Origin of the sequence: Cupriavidus sp. SK-3 (assembly GCF_000611145.1) — a bacterium.
In the GTDB taxonomy this organism is placed as follows: Bacteria; Pseudomonadota; Gammaproteobacteria; order Burkholderiales; family Burkholderiaceae; genus Cupriavidus.
Genome location: NZ_JFJV02000228.1, coordinates 1 through 17,714, shown reverse-complemented (window position 1 = coordinate 17,714; position 17,714 = coordinate 1). Strand labels below are relative to the sequence as shown.

General features: G+C 63.1%; 15 protein-coding genes. 6 read left to right on the top strand and 9 right to left on the bottom strand.

Features of this window, described 5'->3' with window-relative positions; genetic code table 11:
- Positions 1–89: 89 nt before the first annotated feature.
- Both CF70_RS23165 and CF70_RS23155 read right to left on the bottom strand, forming a co-directional pair.
- On the bottom strand, positions 90–1,730 hold the full coding sequence (locus tag CF70_RS23165) for a long-chain-fatty-acid--CoA ligase (RefSeq protein WP_051648837.1): 1,641 nt from the start codon (positions 1,728–1,730) through the stop codon (positions 90–92).
- Positions 1,731–2,134: 404 nt separating this feature from the next.
- Positions 2,135–3,082, bottom strand: a complete 948-nt coding sequence (locus tag CF70_RS23155; RefSeq protein ID WP_035870260.1) for a LysR family transcriptional regulator — start codon at positions 3,080–3,082, stop codon at positions 2,135–2,137.
- Positions 3,083–3,415: 333 nt separating this feature from the next.
- Here CF70_RS23155 and CF70_RS23150 point away from each other — a divergent pair, with 333 nt between their 5' ends.
- The 4 genes from CF70_RS23150 to CF70_RS23135 all read left to right on the top strand — a co-directional run bounded on the left by CF70_RS23150 (position 3,416) and on the right by CF70_RS23135 (position 6,992).
- Entirely contained in the window at positions 3,416–4,402 is a 987-nt protein-coding gene (locus CF70_RS23150) for a Bug family tripartite tricarboxylate transporter substrate binding protein (protein ID WP_051648835.1), read from the top strand.
- A gap of 74 nt (positions 4,403–4,476) precedes the next feature.
- Entirely contained in the window at positions 4,477–5,019 is a 543-nt protein-coding gene (locus CF70_RS23145) for a VOC family protein (RefSeq protein WP_035870258.1), read from the top strand.
- A gap of 102 nt (positions 5,020–5,121) precedes the next feature.
- On the top strand, positions 5,122–6,255 hold the full coding sequence (locus tag CF70_RS23140; protein WP_081862315.1) for a porin: 1,134 nt from the start codon (positions 5,122–5,124) through the stop codon (positions 6,253–6,255).
- A gap of 92 nt (positions 6,256–6,347) precedes the next feature.
- Positions 6,348–6,992: an FMN-dependent NADH-azoreductase gene (locus CF70_RS23135; protein WP_235185176.1), complete on the top strand. Its 645-nt coding sequence runs from the start codon at positions 6,348–6,350 to the stop codon at positions 6,990–6,992.
- A 382-nt stretch (positions 6,993–7,374) separates the two neighbouring features.
- Here CF70_RS23135 and CF70_RS23130 read toward each other — a convergent pair whose 3' ends face one another.
- Positions 7,375–8,661 carry a hypothetical protein gene (locus tag CF70_RS23130; RefSeq protein ID WP_200876798.1) on the bottom strand — a complete coding sequence of 429 codons (1,287 nt, stop codon included), beginning with the start codon at positions 8,659–8,661 and terminating at the stop codon, positions 7,375–7,377.
- A 546-nt stretch (positions 8,662–9,207) separates the two neighbouring features.
- Here CF70_RS23130 and CF70_RS23125 point away from each other — a divergent pair.
- Together CF70_RS23125 and CF70_RS23120 are read left to right on the top strand one after the other, a co-directional pair.
- On the top strand, positions 9,208–9,969 hold the full coding sequence (locus CF70_RS23125) for an SDR family NAD(P)-dependent oxidoreductase (protein ID WP_035870252.1): 762 nt from the start codon (positions 9,208–9,210) through the stop codon (positions 9,967–9,969).
- A 114-nt stretch (positions 9,970–10,083) separates the two neighbouring features.
- Positions 10,084–11,064 (top strand): phosphotransferase family protein, encoded by a 981-nt coding sequence (locus CF70_RS23120; protein ID WP_051648832.1) that lies wholly within the window; start codon positions 10,084–10,086, stop codon positions 11,062–11,064.
- Positions 11,065–11,230: 166 nt separating this feature from the next.
- On the opposite strand, the gene CF70_RS23115 is transcribed toward CF70_RS23120, so the two are convergent.
- The 6 genes from CF70_RS23115 to epsC form a co-directional block, all read right to left on the bottom strand.
- Entirely contained in the window at positions 11,231–11,731 is a 501-nt protein-coding gene (locus tag CF70_RS23115; protein ID WP_035870250.1) for a nuclear transport factor 2 family protein, read from the bottom strand.
- A 695-nt stretch (positions 11,732–12,426) separates the two neighbouring features.
- The gene (locus CF70_RS23110; protein WP_035870249.1) at positions 12,427–13,197 is read right to left on the bottom strand and encodes a ferredoxin--NADP reductase; all 771 of its coding nucleotides are present in this window, start codon (positions 13,195–13,197) and stop codon (positions 12,427–12,429) included.
- Positions 13,198–13,457: 260 nt separating this feature from the next.
- Entirely contained in the window at positions 13,458–15,335 is a 1,878-nt protein-coding gene (locus tag CF70_RS23105) for a family 2A encapsulin nanocompartment cargo protein cysteine desulfurase (protein WP_035870247.1), read from the bottom strand.
- A complete protein-coding gene (locus CF70_RS23100; RefSeq protein WP_035870245.1) occupies positions 15,310–16,242 on the bottom strand; it encodes a family 2A encapsulin nanocompartment shell protein in 933 nt (310 codons plus the stop codon). The genes CF70_RS23105 and CF70_RS23100 overlap by 26 nt, the downstream gene beginning before the upstream one ends.
- 174 nt (positions 16,243–16,416) lie before the next feature.
- Complete coding sequence (locus tag CF70_RS23095) at positions 16,417–16,677, bottom strand: helix-turn-helix domain-containing protein (protein WP_035870242.1); 261 nt, start codon at positions 16,675–16,677, stop codon at positions 16,417–16,419.
- Entirely contained in the window at positions 16,674–17,627 is a 954-nt protein-coding gene (gene epsC, locus CF70_RS23090; protein ID WP_035870240.1) for a serine O-acetyltransferase EpsC, read from the bottom strand. The genes CF70_RS23095 and epsC overlap by 4 nt, the downstream gene beginning before the upstream one ends.
- Between the last annotated feature and the right edge of the window lie 87 nt (positions 17,628–17,714).

Below are 17,714 nucleotides of genomic sequence, written 5' to 3'. Positions count from 1 at the left end.
ATAGTCTCCTTGGAATGGCGCTTTGGCCTGTCATTTGTGTTGACGGTTCTGCTGCCGTCTTTGGGTTTCGCTTCGCGTGGAGGTTGCGCTCAGGCTGCCTGCAGCCTGTCCGCCAGGTGATTGCCATAGCGTTCGCGCAATTGCAATTTGAAAAGCTTGCCCGTTGCCGTCAGTGGCATCTCGTCAATGAATACCACCGCATCCGGAAGCGACCATTTGACGATCTTGCCCTCCAGTTCGGCCAGCACTTCCTGCTCGGACACGCTGCTGCCAGGCTTGCGCTGCACGACCAGCAGCGGGCGTTCGCCCCATTTCGGATGCGCGGCCGCGATGCACGCTGCCAGGTGCACACCGGGGATGCTGGCAGCGATGTTCTCGATCTCCACCGAGGAAATCCACTCGCCGCCGGATTTGATGACATCCTTGCTGCGGTCCGTAAGGCGCATGAAGCCGTCTTCGTCTATCTCGGCGATATCGCCGGTGGGCAGCCAGCCGTCCTGCAACGCGGAATCGGCAGCCCCGTAGTAGCGGGTGATGGCCCACGGTGCCCGCACCTGCAAGGAGCCGGCAATGCCGCTTCCCCAGGCGATCTCCCGGTTTTCAGGATCGACCACGCGCATGTCGGCGCCGGCCGCGGCACGGCCGGCGCTGCGGTAAATCGTCTTGCGCAATTCGGCGTCCGACAGCCCCGCCTGGTGGTGCAGCGGGCGGGCGCAGGTTGTCAGCGCGGCAGTTTCCGTCATGCCCCAGCCCTGGTAGAGCTCGACGCCCAGCTCGGCGAAGCCTTCGATCATGGCCGGCGGCGTGGCCGCACCGCCCAGCAGCAGCCGGCGCAATGTGCGGAAACGCAAGCCATGCTGCTGCATGTGGCGCAGCAGTGAGAACCACACCGTCGGCACGCCGATCGAGAACGTCACGCCCTCTTGCTCGATCAGGCGATGCAGCGATTCACCGTCGAGCCGGCCCCCCGGCAGTACGAGCTTTGCGCCTGTGAGTGTCGCCGAGAAAGGCGCTTCCCAGGCGTTGGCATGGAACATCGGCACCACTGGCATCACAACGTCCCGTGCCGACAGGTTGTGCGCGTCGGGCAGCGCGCACGCATAAGCGTGGAGGACCGTGGCGCGGTGCCCGTATACCACGCCCTTTGGCAGGCCGGTCGTGCCGGACGTGTAGCAAAGGAACGCGGCACTGCGCTCATCCAGCTCGGGCCAGTCGCAGATCCCTTCGTGGTGCGCCAGCAATGCCTCGAAGCCGGCCACGGCCATGCCATTCAGTTCGAGCCCGTCGCCCGGCTCGCCCAGCATGATCCACCGCTCCACGCCAGGACACTGCGGCGCAATTGACGAGAGCAGCGGCAGGAAGTCGGGCGAGAACACCACGAAGCGATCTTGCGCATGGTTGACGATGTGCACTACCTGCTCGGCGAACAGCCGCGGGTTGATCGTATGGCAAATCGCGCCCATGCCACTGATGCCGAAGTACAGCTCCAGATGGCGATGATCGTTCCACGCCAGCGTGGCGATGCGGTCGCCCGGCTGCGCGCCCTGCGCAAGCAGCATCTGCGCGACCTTGCGTGCGCGCAATTCGCATTCGCCGTAGGTCTGGCGATGTGTGCTGCCGTCGATCACCGATACGATTTCCGTCTTACGGTGGTGGCGTGCCGCGCCATGCAGCAACGTGGAAAGCAGCATGGGCATTTCCATCGAATAGGAAAGCGTCGCAGTGGTCATCCGGTAGTCTCCTTCTTGTCTTGTCGTTGGGCACAGGTATCGACGCCCTGCCAAGGGACACAGCCTGCGAGTCGATTATCTGTGGGGGAACCGGGGCGTCGCCTCGTTCGAACGGATGATTCTTCGGGCGCCTCCCTGCCCGGGTTTTCCCGCGGGTGCCAGAAAAAAAGGCGGCTTCAGATGGCGCCCCGCCCGCGGATCACTCCTCTGAGCGAGGCACGCGGCAGACTGGCTGGAGAGAACGCTATCCAGCAGATGACGATGCAACTGGGTGCGCAGGAAAATGGCAGGGCGCTAATGTTCGAAGATCTGAACGGGAAGCGGGTGCTTGCCGCGGGTCTGATCCTGCCTTTGGCTTGAGCGCGTATCTCCGGGCCTGGCTCAAGACATTGTCTATTGACGCTTCACAACGGGTCCGCCGCCGGCGCCTTGCCCATTTGCCTTGCGAAGGCAATGAGGCTATCGCGAAAGGCAATGGAGGCCAAAGACATGGCGCGTCCACGCTTGACATAGGCCCAGTACTGTGTCTTCGCAAAGACATGCCGAATCGGCAACTGCTTCAACACGCCAGCCCGAATGTCGGCCCCCACGTACTCAAGTGGCAAGATGGCCAGTGCTTCGTAGTCCAGCAGCATCTGGCGCAGGGCTTGAAACGAATTGCTCAGCAGCGCGCGTTGCGGCTGCTCGAGGCCCAACGCCTGGAGCTCGAGCTGGAACCGCCGGTTCCAGGTGGAGGCCCACGCTGGCAACAGCCACAGGTAGCGTTTGAGTTCGCTCGCGTCGACCTTGCCTTTTTTGGCCAGTGGATGCCGGGCGCCCACTACGACGCCCACGGCAGATTCGGCCAGCGGAACGCCCACCACGTCGTCATTGATGTCTTCGTCCGACGGGGGCTGTATGGTGATGTCGAGCGAGCCGCGGATGAGGCCCGACATCAAGTCGTCCGGATGGCTCTCGATCAGTCCGATGTTCGTCTGTTCCTGATTCTTGTCCGTGTAGGTTGCAGCGATGGTGGGCATGATCAGCCAGGTCACCACCGAAGGTGTCGCCCCGACACGCAGGCTCATGCGACCGGTCTGCTTGCGTTCCTGGATGTCGGTCAGACAGCGTTGCAGCTCGCTTTGTACGATGCGTGCGTGGTGCAGCAACGTTTCGCCGTAGGGCGTGGGATTGACGCCGTTGGACGACCGCTCGAACAACGGCACGCCCAACTCCCGCTCCAGCATCTGGATGCTGCGCGACAGTGCTGGCTGCGACATATCGCGGCTACGGGCAGCCGCGTTGATCGAACGGTGCTGTTCGACCTCCAGGCAATTGAGCATGCCACCCAAGCTCAGCTTGTACAGGTCCATCGCATCTCCTCGCCGGCTATAGGCAAACTGCATGTGCAGGCTCCGGGACTCTATACCAAGACGAGCGGCAGGCGGAGTGCGGCGCACCCCAGTACCGTCGCCGCATGTCGATGGACGAGCCGGCGCCAGTCGCAGGATATAGCTTTTCTGCATAGCCTTCAATGCCATGCGCATTAGTCAAAGGAGCGCCCTGTTTGCATACTGGCGCAAACCACGGCAATCCTCGGTGCCAGAGAAGGCGGGCGAGTGAAGGGCATCGCGATGGGCTCGTGTATCCAGCCTCTTCATGCCGAGACACTTTGATCCATCGACATTCCAACGGAGACCACGAGCATGAAGAGGAGAACACTGATCCAGGCCGGCATCGCCACCCTGTCGATAGCGGGCACGCGCACATGGGCCCAGCAGAACTACCCTAGCCGCGTCATCCGCCTCATCAACCCGTTCCCCGCGGGCGGCACCGCCGACGTCGTCGGGCGCAAGGTGGCCGAAATGCTGACGGTGCGCCTGGGCCAGCCGGTGATCGTGGAAAACAAGGCCGGTGCCAATGGCGCGATCGGCACGGCCGAAGTGGCGCGCGCGCCGGCAGATGGCTATACCCTGGGCATCGCCATCGCGGACTCTGTGATCAGCGTTGCCTCCCTTGTGAAAAAGCCCGGCTACGACGTGCGCAAGGATCTGACGCCGCTGTTCCAGGTCATGGAAGGGCAGATGGTGCTGTTTGCCAATCGGCAGTTGGGCGTCAAGAGCTTGCGGGAGCTGTTCCAGGCCGCCAGGGCCAACCCGGGCAAGATCACCTTCGGCTCCTGGGGTACCGGCACCGCCGTGCACCAGATCATGGTGATACTGGAGCGCTCGGCGGGCGTGTCTTTCCTTCACGTGCCCTACAAGGGCGCGGCGCCGGCGTTCCAGGACATCGTGGGCAACAACATCAACATCACCGCCGGCCCGCCGGCGCTCGTGGCCCAGTATGTCCAGAAAGGCTACGCACAGCCGCTCGCCGTCCAGGGAGCCGCTCGCAGCGGCCTGCTGCCCGATGTGCCGACCTACAAGGAGCAGGGTGTGGATGCGCCCCTCCTGCAGACCACGCCCTGGATTGGCCTGGTAGCGCCCAAGGGCCTGCCTGTCGAGGTGCAGATGCGCCTGGTCAGCGCTCTCAACGACGTGTGCCGTACACCGGACTACGAGAAGTTTCTCAATACCAGCATTGGCGGCGCTCGCCCCACGCTCAAGGAGCCGGCGCCGTTCGCGCGCGACATCGCAGTCGAATTCGCCATGACTAACGATCTGCTGCGCAGCATGGGCGTGGAGCCGCAGTAGCGGCTCGGCTGTACTCCGCCGTTACCGGTGGGTCTGCACAAGAAGTAAAAGTCACTCAACGAGGAGAAGCAGCAATGGTGAGAAAGGTAAATACCAAGTTCGACATCCGGGGCGTGAACCATGTAGCCATGGTCTGCAAGGATATGACCAGGACGATCGAGTTCTATCGGGACCGGCTCGGGATGCCCTTGATCAAGACGATTGATCTCCCGGGTGGACGGGGCCAGCACTTCTTTTTCGATATGGGCAATGGCGACGCAATCGCCTTCTTCTGGTTCCCCGATGCCCCGCAAGCACATCCAGGGATCGCTGCACCCGAATCTCTCCCGGGGAACGGGTCGATCACGACAGCGCATGGTTCGTTGAACCATCTCGCCTTCCACGTACCGGCTGAGAAGTTCGATGCCTATGTTGCGCGCCTGGAGGAAGAAGGCATCGAGATTTCACGCGTTCTGAATCACGACGACTCTCCGCAAAAAATCACCGAAACCATGACTGATGATGTCTTCATGCGCTCAGTCTATTTTTTCGATCCTGATGGTATTTGCCTTGAGTTTGCATGCTGGACACGTGAGATCGATGTGATCTGCGAACCGGCATCGGTCGCGCGCAGCTGAGCTGCGCGAAAGATGGTTATCGCATAGTTCCAACTTTAGAAATTAAAACAACAAGATAAATCGGGAGACATTAAATTGAGGAAAATAGCTATTGCTGCTGCCGTGCTCTGCAGCCTGAGTTCGTCTCTGGCGTGTGCGCAATCGAGCGTCACCTTGTACGGGGTCTTCGATACCGGGATCGAGTACGTGAACCGGGCATCGACCGCAACGAGTGCCGGAGGTCTCGTCAGACTGCAAAAATACGGGGGGCTCTCCGCGTCACGCTGGGGCTTGAGAGGGGAAGAAGACCTTGGCGATGGCCTGAAGGCAACCTTCTGGCTCGAGAGCGGTTTCACGCCGGGGGACGGCAAGCTCGTCTCCGCTTCGCAGTTGTTCTATCGCCAGGCGGCAATCGGCCTGACGAAAAGCGGTTTCGGCAAGGTTTCATTGGGCAGGCAATACACCAGCCTGATGGAATCGATGGTGAACTTCCTGCCGTTCAAGACTAGCGTTGCCTATGAGCCAGCCAATACGATCGCGGGTGCAGCCTATCGCGAAGACAACATGCTCAAGTATACCGGGGATTTTGGCAACACCCATGTGTTGGCGCACTACTCCTTCGGAACGGGATTTGCGTTCCAGGGCGGCCAGATGTCGACCATCCCCAATGGCGAGGTGCCGGGCAATTCTCGTGCTCAGGCTGCCTTCGGCGCCGGGGTCTATTACCTCGGCGAATCGTTTGGGATTGCCACGGGCTATGACCAGATCAATAATGCGCTAACCGCGACGTCTCCGATCGGGGAGGACCGCAAGGCATTCATTGCCGCCAGCTATGAAACCGGCCCCATCCGGTTCATGGGCGGATATCGCTGGCGGGACTCCAGGTACGGCAATGGTGTCACGGCGATTCGCGACAACGTCTATTGGGCCGGCATGAGCTACAGCATGACCGCCGCCATGAAGCTGATCGCGGGCTACTACTACGATCAAGTCCTGGGCGCGTCCCTTTCCCCGAACACGAAGGCTGCCAGCCTGCCGAACTTCAGCCAGTTCAGCCTGATGGGCGCCTACTCGCTTTCAAAGCGCACCACCGTCTACCTGGTCAGCGCCTACGCGCACAACGGTCCAGTGGACTATGACACCCTGCTGCAAACCGGTGCGTCGTACGGCTACGGCAACCCCACCACCCTGAACGGCCTTGCCAACGGTCAGAAGAGCCAGGTCGCCGTGGCCGCAGGCCTACGCGTTATCTTCTGATCGGGCGCCGGCGATCGGCGCCCGACAGAACGCCTCTCGATCGGGGGCATGCTATCCATTTTCGCGCCCCGGATCGGAGGCGTATTCGAGGCATGTTCGCCCTCACCCATCACACTGAAAACCAGATGCCAAAATTTCTATTCGTCCAAAGCAGCATTCGTGGCGCAGCCTCGGTCTCGGGTCAGCTGGCTGCTAGCCTCAAGGAACAGCTAGACGTCATCCCGGGCAACGAAATCCTGGAACGCAACCTGGGCGGGAATCCGCTGCCAGTCCTCGATGGTGCCTTGCTTGATGCGTTGTTCGCCCCCGCTGACGCGCTAGACTCAGTGCAGAAGGCACAGACAGCCCTGGTGACAACCCTGATCGACGAACTCAAAGCGGCAGACACCGTTGTCCTGTCCGCTGGAATGTATAACTTCGGTGTGCCGGTGCAATTGAAAACGTGGTTTGATTATGTGCTGCAAGCCGGCCGCACCTTCCGCTACACGGCTTCGGGCCCGGAGGGTCTGGTGAAGGGTAAGCGCGCCATCCTGCTGGTTGCCACGGGCAGTGTCTACAGCAAAGGACCCACCGCAACGGCGGACTTCATGGTTCCGCATTTGAAACAATTGCTTGCCTTCATCGGCATCATCGATGTAACCGTGGTCCGCGCTGAAGGTTTGGCGTTTGGGCCCGATGCCGCCAAAGCAGGCCTGGAGAAGGCGGCCGCGGAAATCAGGACCCTGAAAATAGCTTAAGCCGCCTGCGGCAGACAGTAAGGTCGCTATTGGGGCTTGTATAAATCGCGGCAACCGGCACGAGGCTGCCGCGCTATCTGATCAAGGCGCTGATCGGGAGTCGCTCGCGCGCAGCTGCTAAACGACGTGAGCATTGAGCGCGAATGCTCGTTGCAGGATGCCATGCCGGTAGGGATGTACGCCCCCGCAAATGTCGCCGGCGCCCCAAGCCTCAACAGTGATTTCCCCATTTCGATTCTCTTCCCCTCCGGTTGTTGTTGGCGCGCGTTGGAACCCGCCCGACTGAAAAGGCAAGTGTCACCCCGACGCACCTACCCGAAGGGGTGCATCGGGGTGATCTGATCTTTTCGTCTTTATTGTGTCGGAAGGATTGCAGAACGCGCTACAGCGGCATCCGCGACTCGACCCATGGCACGACCTTCGCGGTCTGGGCCAACGCGCCTGCGTTCTCTGGCTCGCCCTCGTCCGGCTCGAAGTAGTGCAACTGATCCGCGAAGTCCTCGAACGTTTTGTCCTGGCTTGCGAACGCGGCGAAGATTGCCCTGGAGTGCGTCTGCATGTAGCAGTCCAGATCGCGTCCCGCATGGATGACCATCACCGGTTCCCTGATCGTCGGTGCGGTCTTCAGGAAGTTGGCATTGCTTGACAAGCCGGACCACGTCGAAAGCCAGGCATCCGGTGTTACGACGCGTGCGAAGCCGAGCAACTGGAGATTCATCAGATCCGGACGATCGCTGAGCAGGCTGCCGTAGCCGCGATTTCCGGGATCGAGCGAGTTATCCGTGTAATTCGGATTCGCCATCGTTCGGTAGACCGTCATCACCGGTTGAAACACACTGCGCTGCAAAATCGCTCGCTGCCGTGGCGGCGTCAAAGCCGAGAACTCCGGCCCGGCAGCCAAGCACTCCGCATCGCTCTGCTCTGCGATCAAGGCTCGCGCTATCGCGTCGATGCGCGCAACCCTGTCGAGCTGTGCCCTACGGTAGCGCTGGATAAACTCCGAGCTGTATCGCGACCACTGCGGCGCAGGCTTGAACCCGTTGACCGGGTCATACATGTCGAGGCTCGGATCGGTCAGCAGCGGATTGTGCTCGTCCACGACGGAGGGGTCGATCGTCTCGTTGACTACCAGACCTTGCCCTGTATGCGCTGCCGAGACAATCATCGCATCGAAGGCCGGCATCACTGCGGTACGCAGCGCGGTCGGCCGGCCCGCAGGCGTCAATTCAAGACGTCTCGATGGCTCCAGCTGGGCTTGTGATTGGTAGAAGCCGCCAAGTGACCCCCCACCTGAGTTACCGAGCCAGATGACCTTCTCCACTCCGCGGTGCTCCTTCAGCCACCGGACTTGGGCCGCAATGTCCAGGATGATCTGTTCGTGGACGCAGGTCATGTCATTGTTCAGCGTGCGAACATTAGCGCCAAGGCAGGCATATCCCGCGCGCAGTAAGCCGGGAAATGCGTAGTGTTGGCTAAAATCCACCCTCGGATGGGCCGCCACAATGGCGACGCGAGGACGCGGATTTTTCTTTGGTGTCCAATATAGGCCCCGGCTTTGTGCGCCATCGTTGGCGTAGGCTGTAACCTGTTCGCAAGTCGCAAATTCATCGACTGGCTCGCGAAACTTCACCCAAGTTCCATTCCAGTACGTTTTCGAAAGTAGCCGCATTCATACATCTCCGAAGATATTATTTGGTGAATCCAGTTCTTGACGCACCCAGAGGCTTTGTCCGCAGACGTGGACAATTTCCGTCAGGCACGGTCGCGACCGGAAGCAGCGATTCCCAGGCGTATCTCTTGCCGTTGAATGGCTCCGGTATCGGCTCGCTTCCCATTTCTCCCCAGCTATCGCGCGTCACGGCCAAGGTCATCGTCGCGGGCATTTGTGTTACTGAAGTCATGTCGTCGCGACGCCTCTCGTTCCGAATTCAGGGTCCGCTCGATCCATTATGCTTAGCCTACTAACAATTATTGAATGGGTACTTACCCGAGAAATCCACCAGCGCTGGCGGGTTGTTGAGGTCAGAAGCAAGTATGGTGAGCACTAGTTCCAGCCGCCTCGTTCGATGGGATGAATTCGCGAGTGCCACCTGGCCCGCTGCCCGCGGCCATTTCCGCGTGGGCAGCAAATCATCCCTTCGAATGATGCAGGTTCCTGTGCTGACGCAGATAATCCCTCGTGCCGATTCGGCAATCATGATGATGGGAGAACAGCATGTTCGAAGATCTGCGCGGCAAGCGAGCCCTGGTGACGGGTGCTTTCGGCGGACTGGGCAGTCATTTCGCAAAGGTGCTGGCCGGTGCCGGTGTTCAGGTGGCGCTGGCTGGCCGTCGTGTCGAGGCGGGCCGGCAGGTCGCGGCCCAGATCGAGCGGGATCGTGGCACGGCCTGCGTAGTCTCCATGGATGTGACGGACGCCGCTTCTGTCGCTGACGCCTTTGACGCCGCGGAATCGCGGCTCGGCGGGTCTGTGCAAATCGTCGTCAACAACGCCGGCATTGCCGTAACGCGCCCTGCCGTGGAGTGCGATGCATACGACTGGCAGAGCGTCATCGACGTGAACCTGAACGGCGCATGGCGCGTCGCGCAAACTGCCGGCCAGCGCATGATCGCGCAGCGCGAGGGATCGATCATCAATATCGCCTCGATCCTCGGCCTGCGGGTGGCGCAGCAAGTGCCCGCCTATGCCGCCGCCAAGGCCGGATTGATCCATCTGACGCAGGCGCTGGCGCTCGAATGGGCCCGGCATGGCGTCCGGGTCAACGCACTCGCACCTGGCTATATCGAAACCGACCTCAACCGCGACTTCTTTGCCAGCGAGGCCGGACAGGCACTGATCCGCCGCGTGCCGCAGCGCCGGGTCGGGCAGCCTGAATATCTCAACGGAGCGCTCCTGCTGCTCGCTTCCGATGCCGCGACGTTCATGACGGGTGCGGTGCTTGCCATCGACGGCGGCCATCTTGTTTCCTCTCTCTGACCTTCCGGTAGACGCCCCGCCATGCCCTCTTCGCCATTGGTTTCCAACCTGACATCGCCCCCAGGGGGCTCCGTTGGCTGCGCCGATCTTGATCTTGAACGCCTGGCCGGCTGGATGCGCCAGGCGGGATTGGACCCACGCGGATTGAATGCGTGCGTACTGTCGGGCGGACAGTCGAACCCGACCTTCCTGCTCCAGACGGCGAGCGACGCATTTGTCCTGCGTAAGCAGCCGCCAGGGGCGCTGCTGCCGTCCGCGCACGCCATTGACCGGGAATACCGGGTAATGCAGGCACTAAACGGCAGCGGCGTTCCGGTGCCTCGTATGGTGGCCTATTGCGATGACGCCTCGCTGATTGGCACACCGTTCTTTCTGATGGAGTACGTGCGCGGCAGGAACTTTATCGATCCCACCCTGCCCGGGATCGCCGTGGCCGAGCGGAAGGCGATATACGCGGACATCAACCGCGTTTTGGTCTCGCTGCACGGCGTGGACCATCGCGCGGCCGGCCTGGACACTTTCGGCCGGCCGGGCAATTACTTCGCGCGGCAGATCGACCGCTGGAGCCGCCAGTACCGCAGTTCGGGAGGTGCACCGATCGAGGCAATGGAAGCATTGATGGAATGGTTGCCAGCCCACATTCCCCATGGCGATGAGACCTGCGTCGTACATGGTGATATGCGCATGGACAACCTGATCATCCATCCAACCGAGCCGCGCGTGGTCGCCGTGCTCGACTGGGAACTCTCCACGCTAGGGCATCCGCTGGCGGACCTCTCGTACTTCTGCATGTCGTGGTGCGTTCCGCCTGAACTGTGGCGCGGCGTCGCGGGGGTCGACCTGACCGCGCTCGGCATTCCGCAGGAGCACGCGTTCGTCGAGGACTACTGCCGCGCGCGCGGCATCGACGCCATTCGCAATTGGGACTTCTATCTCGCCTACAACCTGTTTCGCATGGCCGCCATCCTGCGCGGCGTTGCGGCGCGCGCGGCGGGAGGCAATGCGTCAGCGGCCGATGCGGCGAGCATGGAAGCGAAGGTACGGCCGTTGGCCGATCTGAGCTGGCGATGCGCGCGCCGGAGCGGCACGCAGTAGAAACGACACGCGGCAGAAAGCAAGGAGCCGCGCAAGGAGCCCTTTGCTTGCGTCCCCGGGGAGTACCCCTGCTGCTCGGGAGTCAGGGAGAAATCCATGGGACCTTGAGCGAAACGCGGGAACGGGCAGTGTGTGATCCGCGGTTGCGATGGTACGCTGGTCCGGATCAACCCAGCCCGGGGGCTTGCGCCAAGGGAGAGATCACCTCCCGGGAATAGCTGAATGCGCGCCCGACATCCAGCTGCCGTATGCGCCAGGCATTGCCTGGCTCCAGTGCGAACTGGCATGTCACATCCGCGAGCAGAAATGGTGTGGAACCCGGTACCGGGAGGGTGGCGGGCGCGCCGTTGTCATACAGATGCAGGGCCAGGCAATAGGCCGCCGTGGCACGCTCTGGATCCTGCACGAGCATCGCAAAGTTGCTGACGATATGCCGCGCGACTTGCGTTGCCGATCTCTTCCTCACTGACTCTTCAATCTGTTGCCGACCGCTCAGCATGACACCACCGCGTTCCCACAGGCACTCGGGTGCGACTTGCTTCATTGCGAGGGGATAATCCCCCCTGTCCAGGCCATAGTAGAAGAGCAGAACGCTCTGATGGCAGGCAGTCACCTGCGCGTGGCTTTCGAAAGGGCTCATGACGGCATTCTCGAGGAAGGTATGCATGGAATGCCGGATGGACTGTGTTGGCCAGGATCCACCGGCCGGAGAATTATGTGGCGCGATGTCGGCGCATTGCCTCATTCGAAAGGATGAATTATCGGGCGGCGGGCCGGTGCCCGGAGCGCATTACCCGGAATTCATCACCTCGGATGAGGCGGATCTGCCCTGGCTGCGGATGATCCATCGAAATCCTGCCTCGCGCAGAGGCCGCTCAATGAGATGGAGATTGCATGTGCACGAGACGTCGGATCTTTGAAGCGGAACACGATCTGTTCCGCGAATCCGTTGTCCGCTTCATCCGCAACGGGGTGGCAACGCAGGTTGATGACCGGCGCGAATCAATGGTGGGTAGGCCTTGCGCAGGCGCTGCGCTTCGGCGCGCTGGACGGCCTCGTACAGTCCTTGGCAAGAAAGGCGCCCGCGATCTCCTGACCGTCTATGCGCGGCTCCCGGGTGCCGGTGTCCGGCTTGTGCGCGCACGGTAGCGGGCGAGTGCCTGCAGCAACCGTCCCTGTGTCAGGTCTGTCAGGCCGTCAAAGCAATGTGCGACCCGCATGTTCGCCCCGCCTCCGATTGCCCCGTGCACCAGTTGGCGGGGATCGTCCTGACCACCCTGGATCTTCACTTCTGGGTGATGTCCCGCCTGCAAGCCTAGGCGATGCCGGGGAGCCCCGGCTATCGCCAAGATGGACCGACGATCAGCCCACAAACGCCTTTTCAAGCACAAAGTGGCCCGGCGCGCTCATATTGCCTTCCGTGAAGTGCTGCTCGGTCAGCATCGCGCGGATGTCCTTGAGCATATCGGGGCTGCCGCACAGCATGATGCGGTCGTTCTCCAGCGAGAACGGCTCCACGCCCAGGCGCTCGAACAGCTCGCCGTTGGCGATCAGGTCGGTGATCCGGCCCTGGTTGTCGAACTCTTCGCGGGTCACGGTGGGGAAATACACCAGCTTTTCGCGGATCAGCTCGCCCAGGTGCTCATGCTGCGGCAAGTGCTCCGAGATCAACTCGCGGTAGGCCAGTTCCTCGACGAAGCGGCAGGTATGGGTCAGCACGACCTTGTCATAGCGCTCATACACTTCCGGGTCGCGGATGATCGACAGGAACGGCGCCAGGCCGGTGCCGGTGGCCAGCAGCCACAGGGTCTTGCCCGGCAGCAGGTTGTCGACCAGCAGCGTGCCGGTGGGCTTCTTGCCGACGAAGATCTGGTCGCCTTCCTTCAGGTGCTGCAGGCGGGACGTCAGGGGGCCGTCGGGCACCTTGATGCTGAAGAATTCCAGCGTTTCCTCGTAGTTGGCGCTGGCGATGCTGTAGGCACGCAGCAGCGGACGACCGTTCACTTCCAGGCCGACCATGGCGAACTGGCCGTTTTCGAAACGGAAACCGGGGTCGCGGGTGCAGGTGAAGCTGAAAAGCGTGTCGGTCCAGTGGTGGACGGAGAGGATGGCTTGCTGGTTGAGATTGCTCATGAATAAAGCGCGGTAAGCGCTGGATAGCGCCGGCGTCGGTGGGCCTGATGCCAGTGGCTGGGCGGTAGCTTGCCGGGTGCGTTCAACAAGGCGGGCTCCGGTCCGAAGGCAGGAAGACGCGCCGATCAAGGTGAGAAGATAGCGGATTTTAGAAGAAAACGCAGGGCGCGTCCCGATTCATGCACGTCCAGGGGGGGTTTTAAGCCCCACGCCCCACGTTTTCCGCCCCAACCCGGCCCTGACAGGGCCGTGACAGGACCCTAGCGGCGCCCGGAAAGCCGCCTGACCACTGAAATCAGCCGGTCCACCTCGTCCGTGGTGTTATAGAAGGCCAGCGACGGCCGCACCGTGGCCTCCACGCCAAAGCGCCGCAGGATGGGCTGGGCGCAGTGATGCCCGGAGCGCACGGCGATGCCTTCCTCGTTGAGCGCCTTGCCCACTTCCTCGGTTTCGTAGCCCTTGAGCACGAAGGACAGCACGCTGGCCTTGTCGCGCGCCGTGCCCACCAGCCTCACGCCCGGGATGGGCTGCAGCAGGTGGGTGGCGTACTCGAGCAGGTCGTGCTCGTAGCGGGCGATGTTTTCCATACCCACCCGCTCCACGTAGTCCAGCGCGGCGCCCAGCCCCACCGCGTCGGCGATATTGCCGGTGCCGGCCTCGAAGCGGTTGGGCGGCGGCTGGAACACGGTGCGCTCGAAGGTCACGTCGGCAATCATGTTGCCGCCGCCCTGCCAGGGCGGCATGTCCTCCAGCACCTCGCGCTTGCCGTAGACCACGCCGATGCCGGTAGGCCCGAACACCTTGTGGCCGGAGAACACGAAGAAGTCGGCATCGATGGCCTGCACATCCACCCGCATATGCGAGACCGACTGCGCGCCATCGACCAGCGCGCGGGCGCCGGCGCGGTGGGCCAGGTCGACGATCTCCCTGACCGGCACGACGGTGCCGAGGGCGTTCGAGACCTGGGTCACGGACACGATCTTCGTGCGGTCGTTGAGCAGCCGGCGGTATGCATCCAGCAGCACCTGCCCCGAATCGTCCACCGGGATCACCCGCAGCTTCGCCCCGGTCTGCGCGGCAAGCTGCTGCCACGGCACGATATTGGCGTGATGCTCCAGGTGCGAGACGATGATCTCGTCGCCCTCGCCCACGTTCTGTGCGCCCCAGGTCTTGGCGATCAGGTTGATGGCCTCGGTGGTGCCGCGCACGAAGATGATCTCGTCGGGCGAGGATGCGCCGATAAAGCGCTGCACCTTGCTGCGCGCGGCCTCGTAGGCATCCGTGGCACGCCCTGCCAGCGCATGGGCGGCGCGGTGGATGTTGGAGTTCTCGTGGGCGTAGAAGTACGAGATCCGGTCGATCACCGACTGCGGCTTGTGCGTGGTGGCGGCATTGTCGAACCAGACCAGCTGCCTGCCATTGACGCGCTCCTGCAGGATCGGGAAATCGCGGCGAATCGCGTTGACGTCGAACGGCACGCGCGCCGAAGACGATGCCCACGGCAGCGCCTCCTCCTGCTCGCGCCCATAGCCGTAAGCGCCCGGCCCTTGCTGCGGCAGATGCAGCGAGAGCGGAACGCCGGACGTGGCGATGTCGCGCAGCCCCGCCGGGCCGCCATGCAGGTCGCGGCCCGCGCCGTCCAGGAAGTAGTAGGCAGGGGCAGCCGAGGACTGCGGCGACGGCGCCGCCGCGTGCGGCACGCCCAGCGCCTGGCCACCGAAGCGGCTTTCCAGCGCGGGCGCCACCGTGGCTAACGTATCGGGCAGGCCGTTCTGCGCCACCGCGGCCGGCCGCAGCGCGGGTGCCCGGCCGGGCAGCGACAGCACATGCGTGGGCGCCGGCGGAAGCAGGTTGGCGCCAGGCACATGGCCTTGCGGAATCGACGCACCCGGCACGCCGGTGCCCGTGCCGCCAGGACCGGCCACGGGCGAACCCGGCGGGGCCGGGTTGTTCACCACCGGCAGTGACTGCGCGGCGGCCGGCGACGTGCCCGGCAGCGCCGAGAAGAACGCCCCGGCAAGGCGCGCCAGCACCGCCGGATCGGGCAGGCCGGGCGGCACCGCGGGCGCGCCCGGCAGCGCTGCCGGCGAACTGGCGGACGGATTCACCGGATTACTTGTAGGTGTCAGGATAGTCATGGTACTTGCCGATCTCCACGTCATCGAGAACCGCCAGCGCATCCGGCGCGTGCACGGCCAGCGAGCAGTACAGCGAGATCAGGTACGAAGCGATAGCCTGGTCGTTGATGCCCATGAAGCGCACCGACAGGCCCGGGCCCTGCTCGCCCGCCACGCCCGGCTGGAACAGGCCGACCACGCCCTGGCGCTTGTCGCCCACGCGCAGCAGCAGTATCTTGCTCTTGCCGTCGGCCACCGGCACCTTGTCCGACGGGATCAGCGGAATGCCGCGCCAGGTGATGAACTGGGAACCGAACAGGCTGACCGTGGGCGGCGGCACGCCACGGCGCGTGCATTCGCGGCCGAAGGCGGCAATCGCCAGCGGGTGGGTCAGGAAGAAAGCCGGTTCCTTCCACACCTTGCTCAGCAGTTCGTCCATGTCGTCCGGGGTGGGCGCGCCGGTCAGCGGGAAGATGCGCTGCTCTTCGGCCACGTTGGCCAGCAGGCCGTAGTCAGGGTTGTTGATCAGCTCGCCCTCCTGGTGCTCCTTGATAGTCTCGATGGTGAGGCGAAGCTGTTCCTTGATCTGGTCGTGCGGGCTGCTGTACAGGTCCGACACGCGGGTGTGCACGTCGAGCACGGTGCTCACCGCGTTCAGGAAATACTCGCGCGGCTGCTCTTCGTAGTTGACGAAGGTGCGGGGCAGCTTGCCCTCATCGTCGCGCTGGGTGCAGGCCACCTTGACCGATTCCGGATCCTGCACCTTGTTCAGGCGGTAGATGCCGGCTTCCACCGGAACCCATTGCAGGAAATGCGTCAGCCAGCGCGGCGTGATGGTCGCGAGCTGGGGAATGGTCTTGGTGGCATTGGCTAGTTGCCGTGCTGCGTTATCGCCGAGCGCCGTCTGGACGCTCCCGTTTACCGACATGTGCTACTCCGTTGGGCTGTTAGCAGATTGCTAGCGGATTGCTAGCGGATTGCATTGCTATATGAGAAAAACAAGAATCGTTATTACCGCAGCGATTATCGGGAGGCGGCCCGGCCCGTTCAACATGCTATAGACGGCAATGCGCACGGATTTGCGCGCATCCCCCGGAACTTGCTACGTCCGTGTGCCGGCAATCTCCACGTCGCGTGGCGGCACATGCGCGCCGCCCGTTTTCAACAGCCAGGAGATCGGCACGCCCAGCGCGGCGGCGAGCTTCTCCACCGTGACGATCGAGGCAATCGCGCTGCCGCGCTCGATCTCGCCGATATACGAGCGGTTCAGCCCCGCATGCTCGGCAAGCTCTTCCTGCGACCACGCGTGCGCCTCGCGCAACTGGCGCACCGTGGCGCCCAGGGTCCTTACGAGGTCGTTCATGGCAGGCTCGCCTCGATGGCGCGCTGCGCGCCGCTTGCGGATGGCGCCCTGGCGGTTTCGTTGCGCGACACGGCCTGTGTGACATGCGCGCCCGGTGCTACGTCCTGCGTCACCCAGACGTTGCCGCCGATCACCGCGCCGCGGCCCAGCGTGACGCGGCCGAGGATGGTGGCGCCGGCGTAGATCACCACATCGTCCTCGACGATGGGATGGCGCAGCAGGCCCTTCTCCAGTTTGCCGGTGGCGTCGCGCGGGAACCGCTTGGCGCCCAGCGTGACGGCCTGGTACAAGCGGACTCGCTCGCCGATGATGGTGGTCTCGCCAATCACCACGCCGGTGCCGTGATCGATAAAGAAGCCGCCGCCGATCCGGGCGCCGGGATGGATGTCGATGCCGGTCTCGGCATGCGCCAGTTCGGCGACGATGCGCGCGAGCAGTGGCAGGCCAAGGCCGTAGAGGGCATGGGCGATGCGGTGGTGGATCATCGCGAGGATGCCGGGGTAGCAGAGCAGGACTTCGTCGACGCTGCCGGCGGCGGGGTCGCCGTGGAAGGCGGCCAGGACGTCGCTGTCGAGGAGGCTGCGGATGCGGGGGAGTTCTCCGGCGAATTCACGTGTTGCGGTCAGCGCCCGCGCGCGCAGCGCGGCTTCGTCGCGGTCGCCATGGCGCGCCGCGTAATGCAGTTCCAGGCGTGTCTGGGCCAGCAGGCCGTGCAGGGCTGCGTCGAGGGAGTGGGCGATGTAGAGGTTTTCGCTTTCCTGGCGGAGGTCGGGGGGGCCCAGGCGCATGGGGAACAGGATGCCTTTTAGCGTGGCGATGATTTGTGACAGGGCGTCGCGGGAGGGTAGGTCCCGGCCGCCTGGTTCCAGCAGGCGTTGTTGGCCTTCGCGCCATTGTTGGCGTACTTGCTGCAGGGCTAGTACGATCCCGCCGATTTCGAAGTCAGCCAATTTGGTACTCCCCGGTTTCTTTTTTGTGGGTCCGTCAGAAGCCTAAAACCTTAAAGTCAAAGTCAAAGGCGGTTTCACCCCCCTGCG

Bases quoted from the DNA above. Each gene is read 5' to 3' on its own strand.
- CF70_RS23165 (WP_051648837.1), bottom strand. From the start codon at position 1,730: ATGACCACTGCGACGCTTTCCTATTCGATGGAAATGCCCATGCTGCTT.
- CF70_RS23155 (WP_035870260.1), bottom strand. From the start codon at position 3,082: ATGGACCTGTACAAGCTGAGCTTGGGTGGCATGCTCAATTGCCTGGAG.
- CF70_RS23150 (WP_051648835.1), top strand. From the start codon at position 3,416: ATGAAGAGGAGAACACTGATCCAGGCCGGCATCGCCACCCTGTCGATA.
- CF70_RS23145 (WP_035870258.1), top strand. From the start codon at position 4,477: ATGGTGAGAAAGGTAAATACCAAGTTCGACATCCGGGGCGTGAACCAT.
- CF70_RS23135 (WP_235185176.1), top strand. From the start codon at position 6,348: ATGTTCGCCCTCACCCATCACACTGAAAACCAGATGCCAAAATTTCTA.
- CF70_RS23130 (WP_200876798.1), bottom strand. From the start codon at position 8,661: ATGCGGCTACTTTCGAAAACGTACTGGAATGGAACTTGGGTGAAGTTT.
- CF70_RS23125 (WP_035870252.1), top strand. From the start codon at position 9,208: ATGTTCGAAGATCTGCGCGGCAAGCGAGCCCTGGTGACGGGTGCTTTC.
- CF70_RS23120 (WP_051648832.1), top strand. From the start codon at position 10,084: ATGCGCCAGGCGGGATTGGACCCACGCGGATTGAATGCGTGCGTACTG.
- CF70_RS23115 (WP_035870250.1), bottom strand. From the start codon at position 11,731: ATGCATACCTTCCTCGAGAATGCCGTCATGAGCCCTTTCGAAAGCCAC.
- CF70_RS23110 (WP_035870249.1), bottom strand. From the start codon at position 13,197: ATGAGCAATCTCAACCAGCAAGCCATCCTCTCCGTCCACCACTGGACC.
- CF70_RS23105 (WP_035870247.1), bottom strand. From the start codon at position 15,335: ATGACTATCCTGACACCTACAAGTAATCCGGTGAATCCGTCCGCCAGT.
- CF70_RS23100 (WP_035870245.1), bottom strand. From the start codon at position 16,242: ATGTCGGTAAACGGGAGCGTCCAGACGGCGCTCGGCGATAACGCAGCA.
- CF70_RS23095 (WP_035870242.1), bottom strand. From the start codon at position 16,677: ATGAACGACCTCGTAAGGACCCTGGGCGCCACGGTGCGCCAGTTGCGC.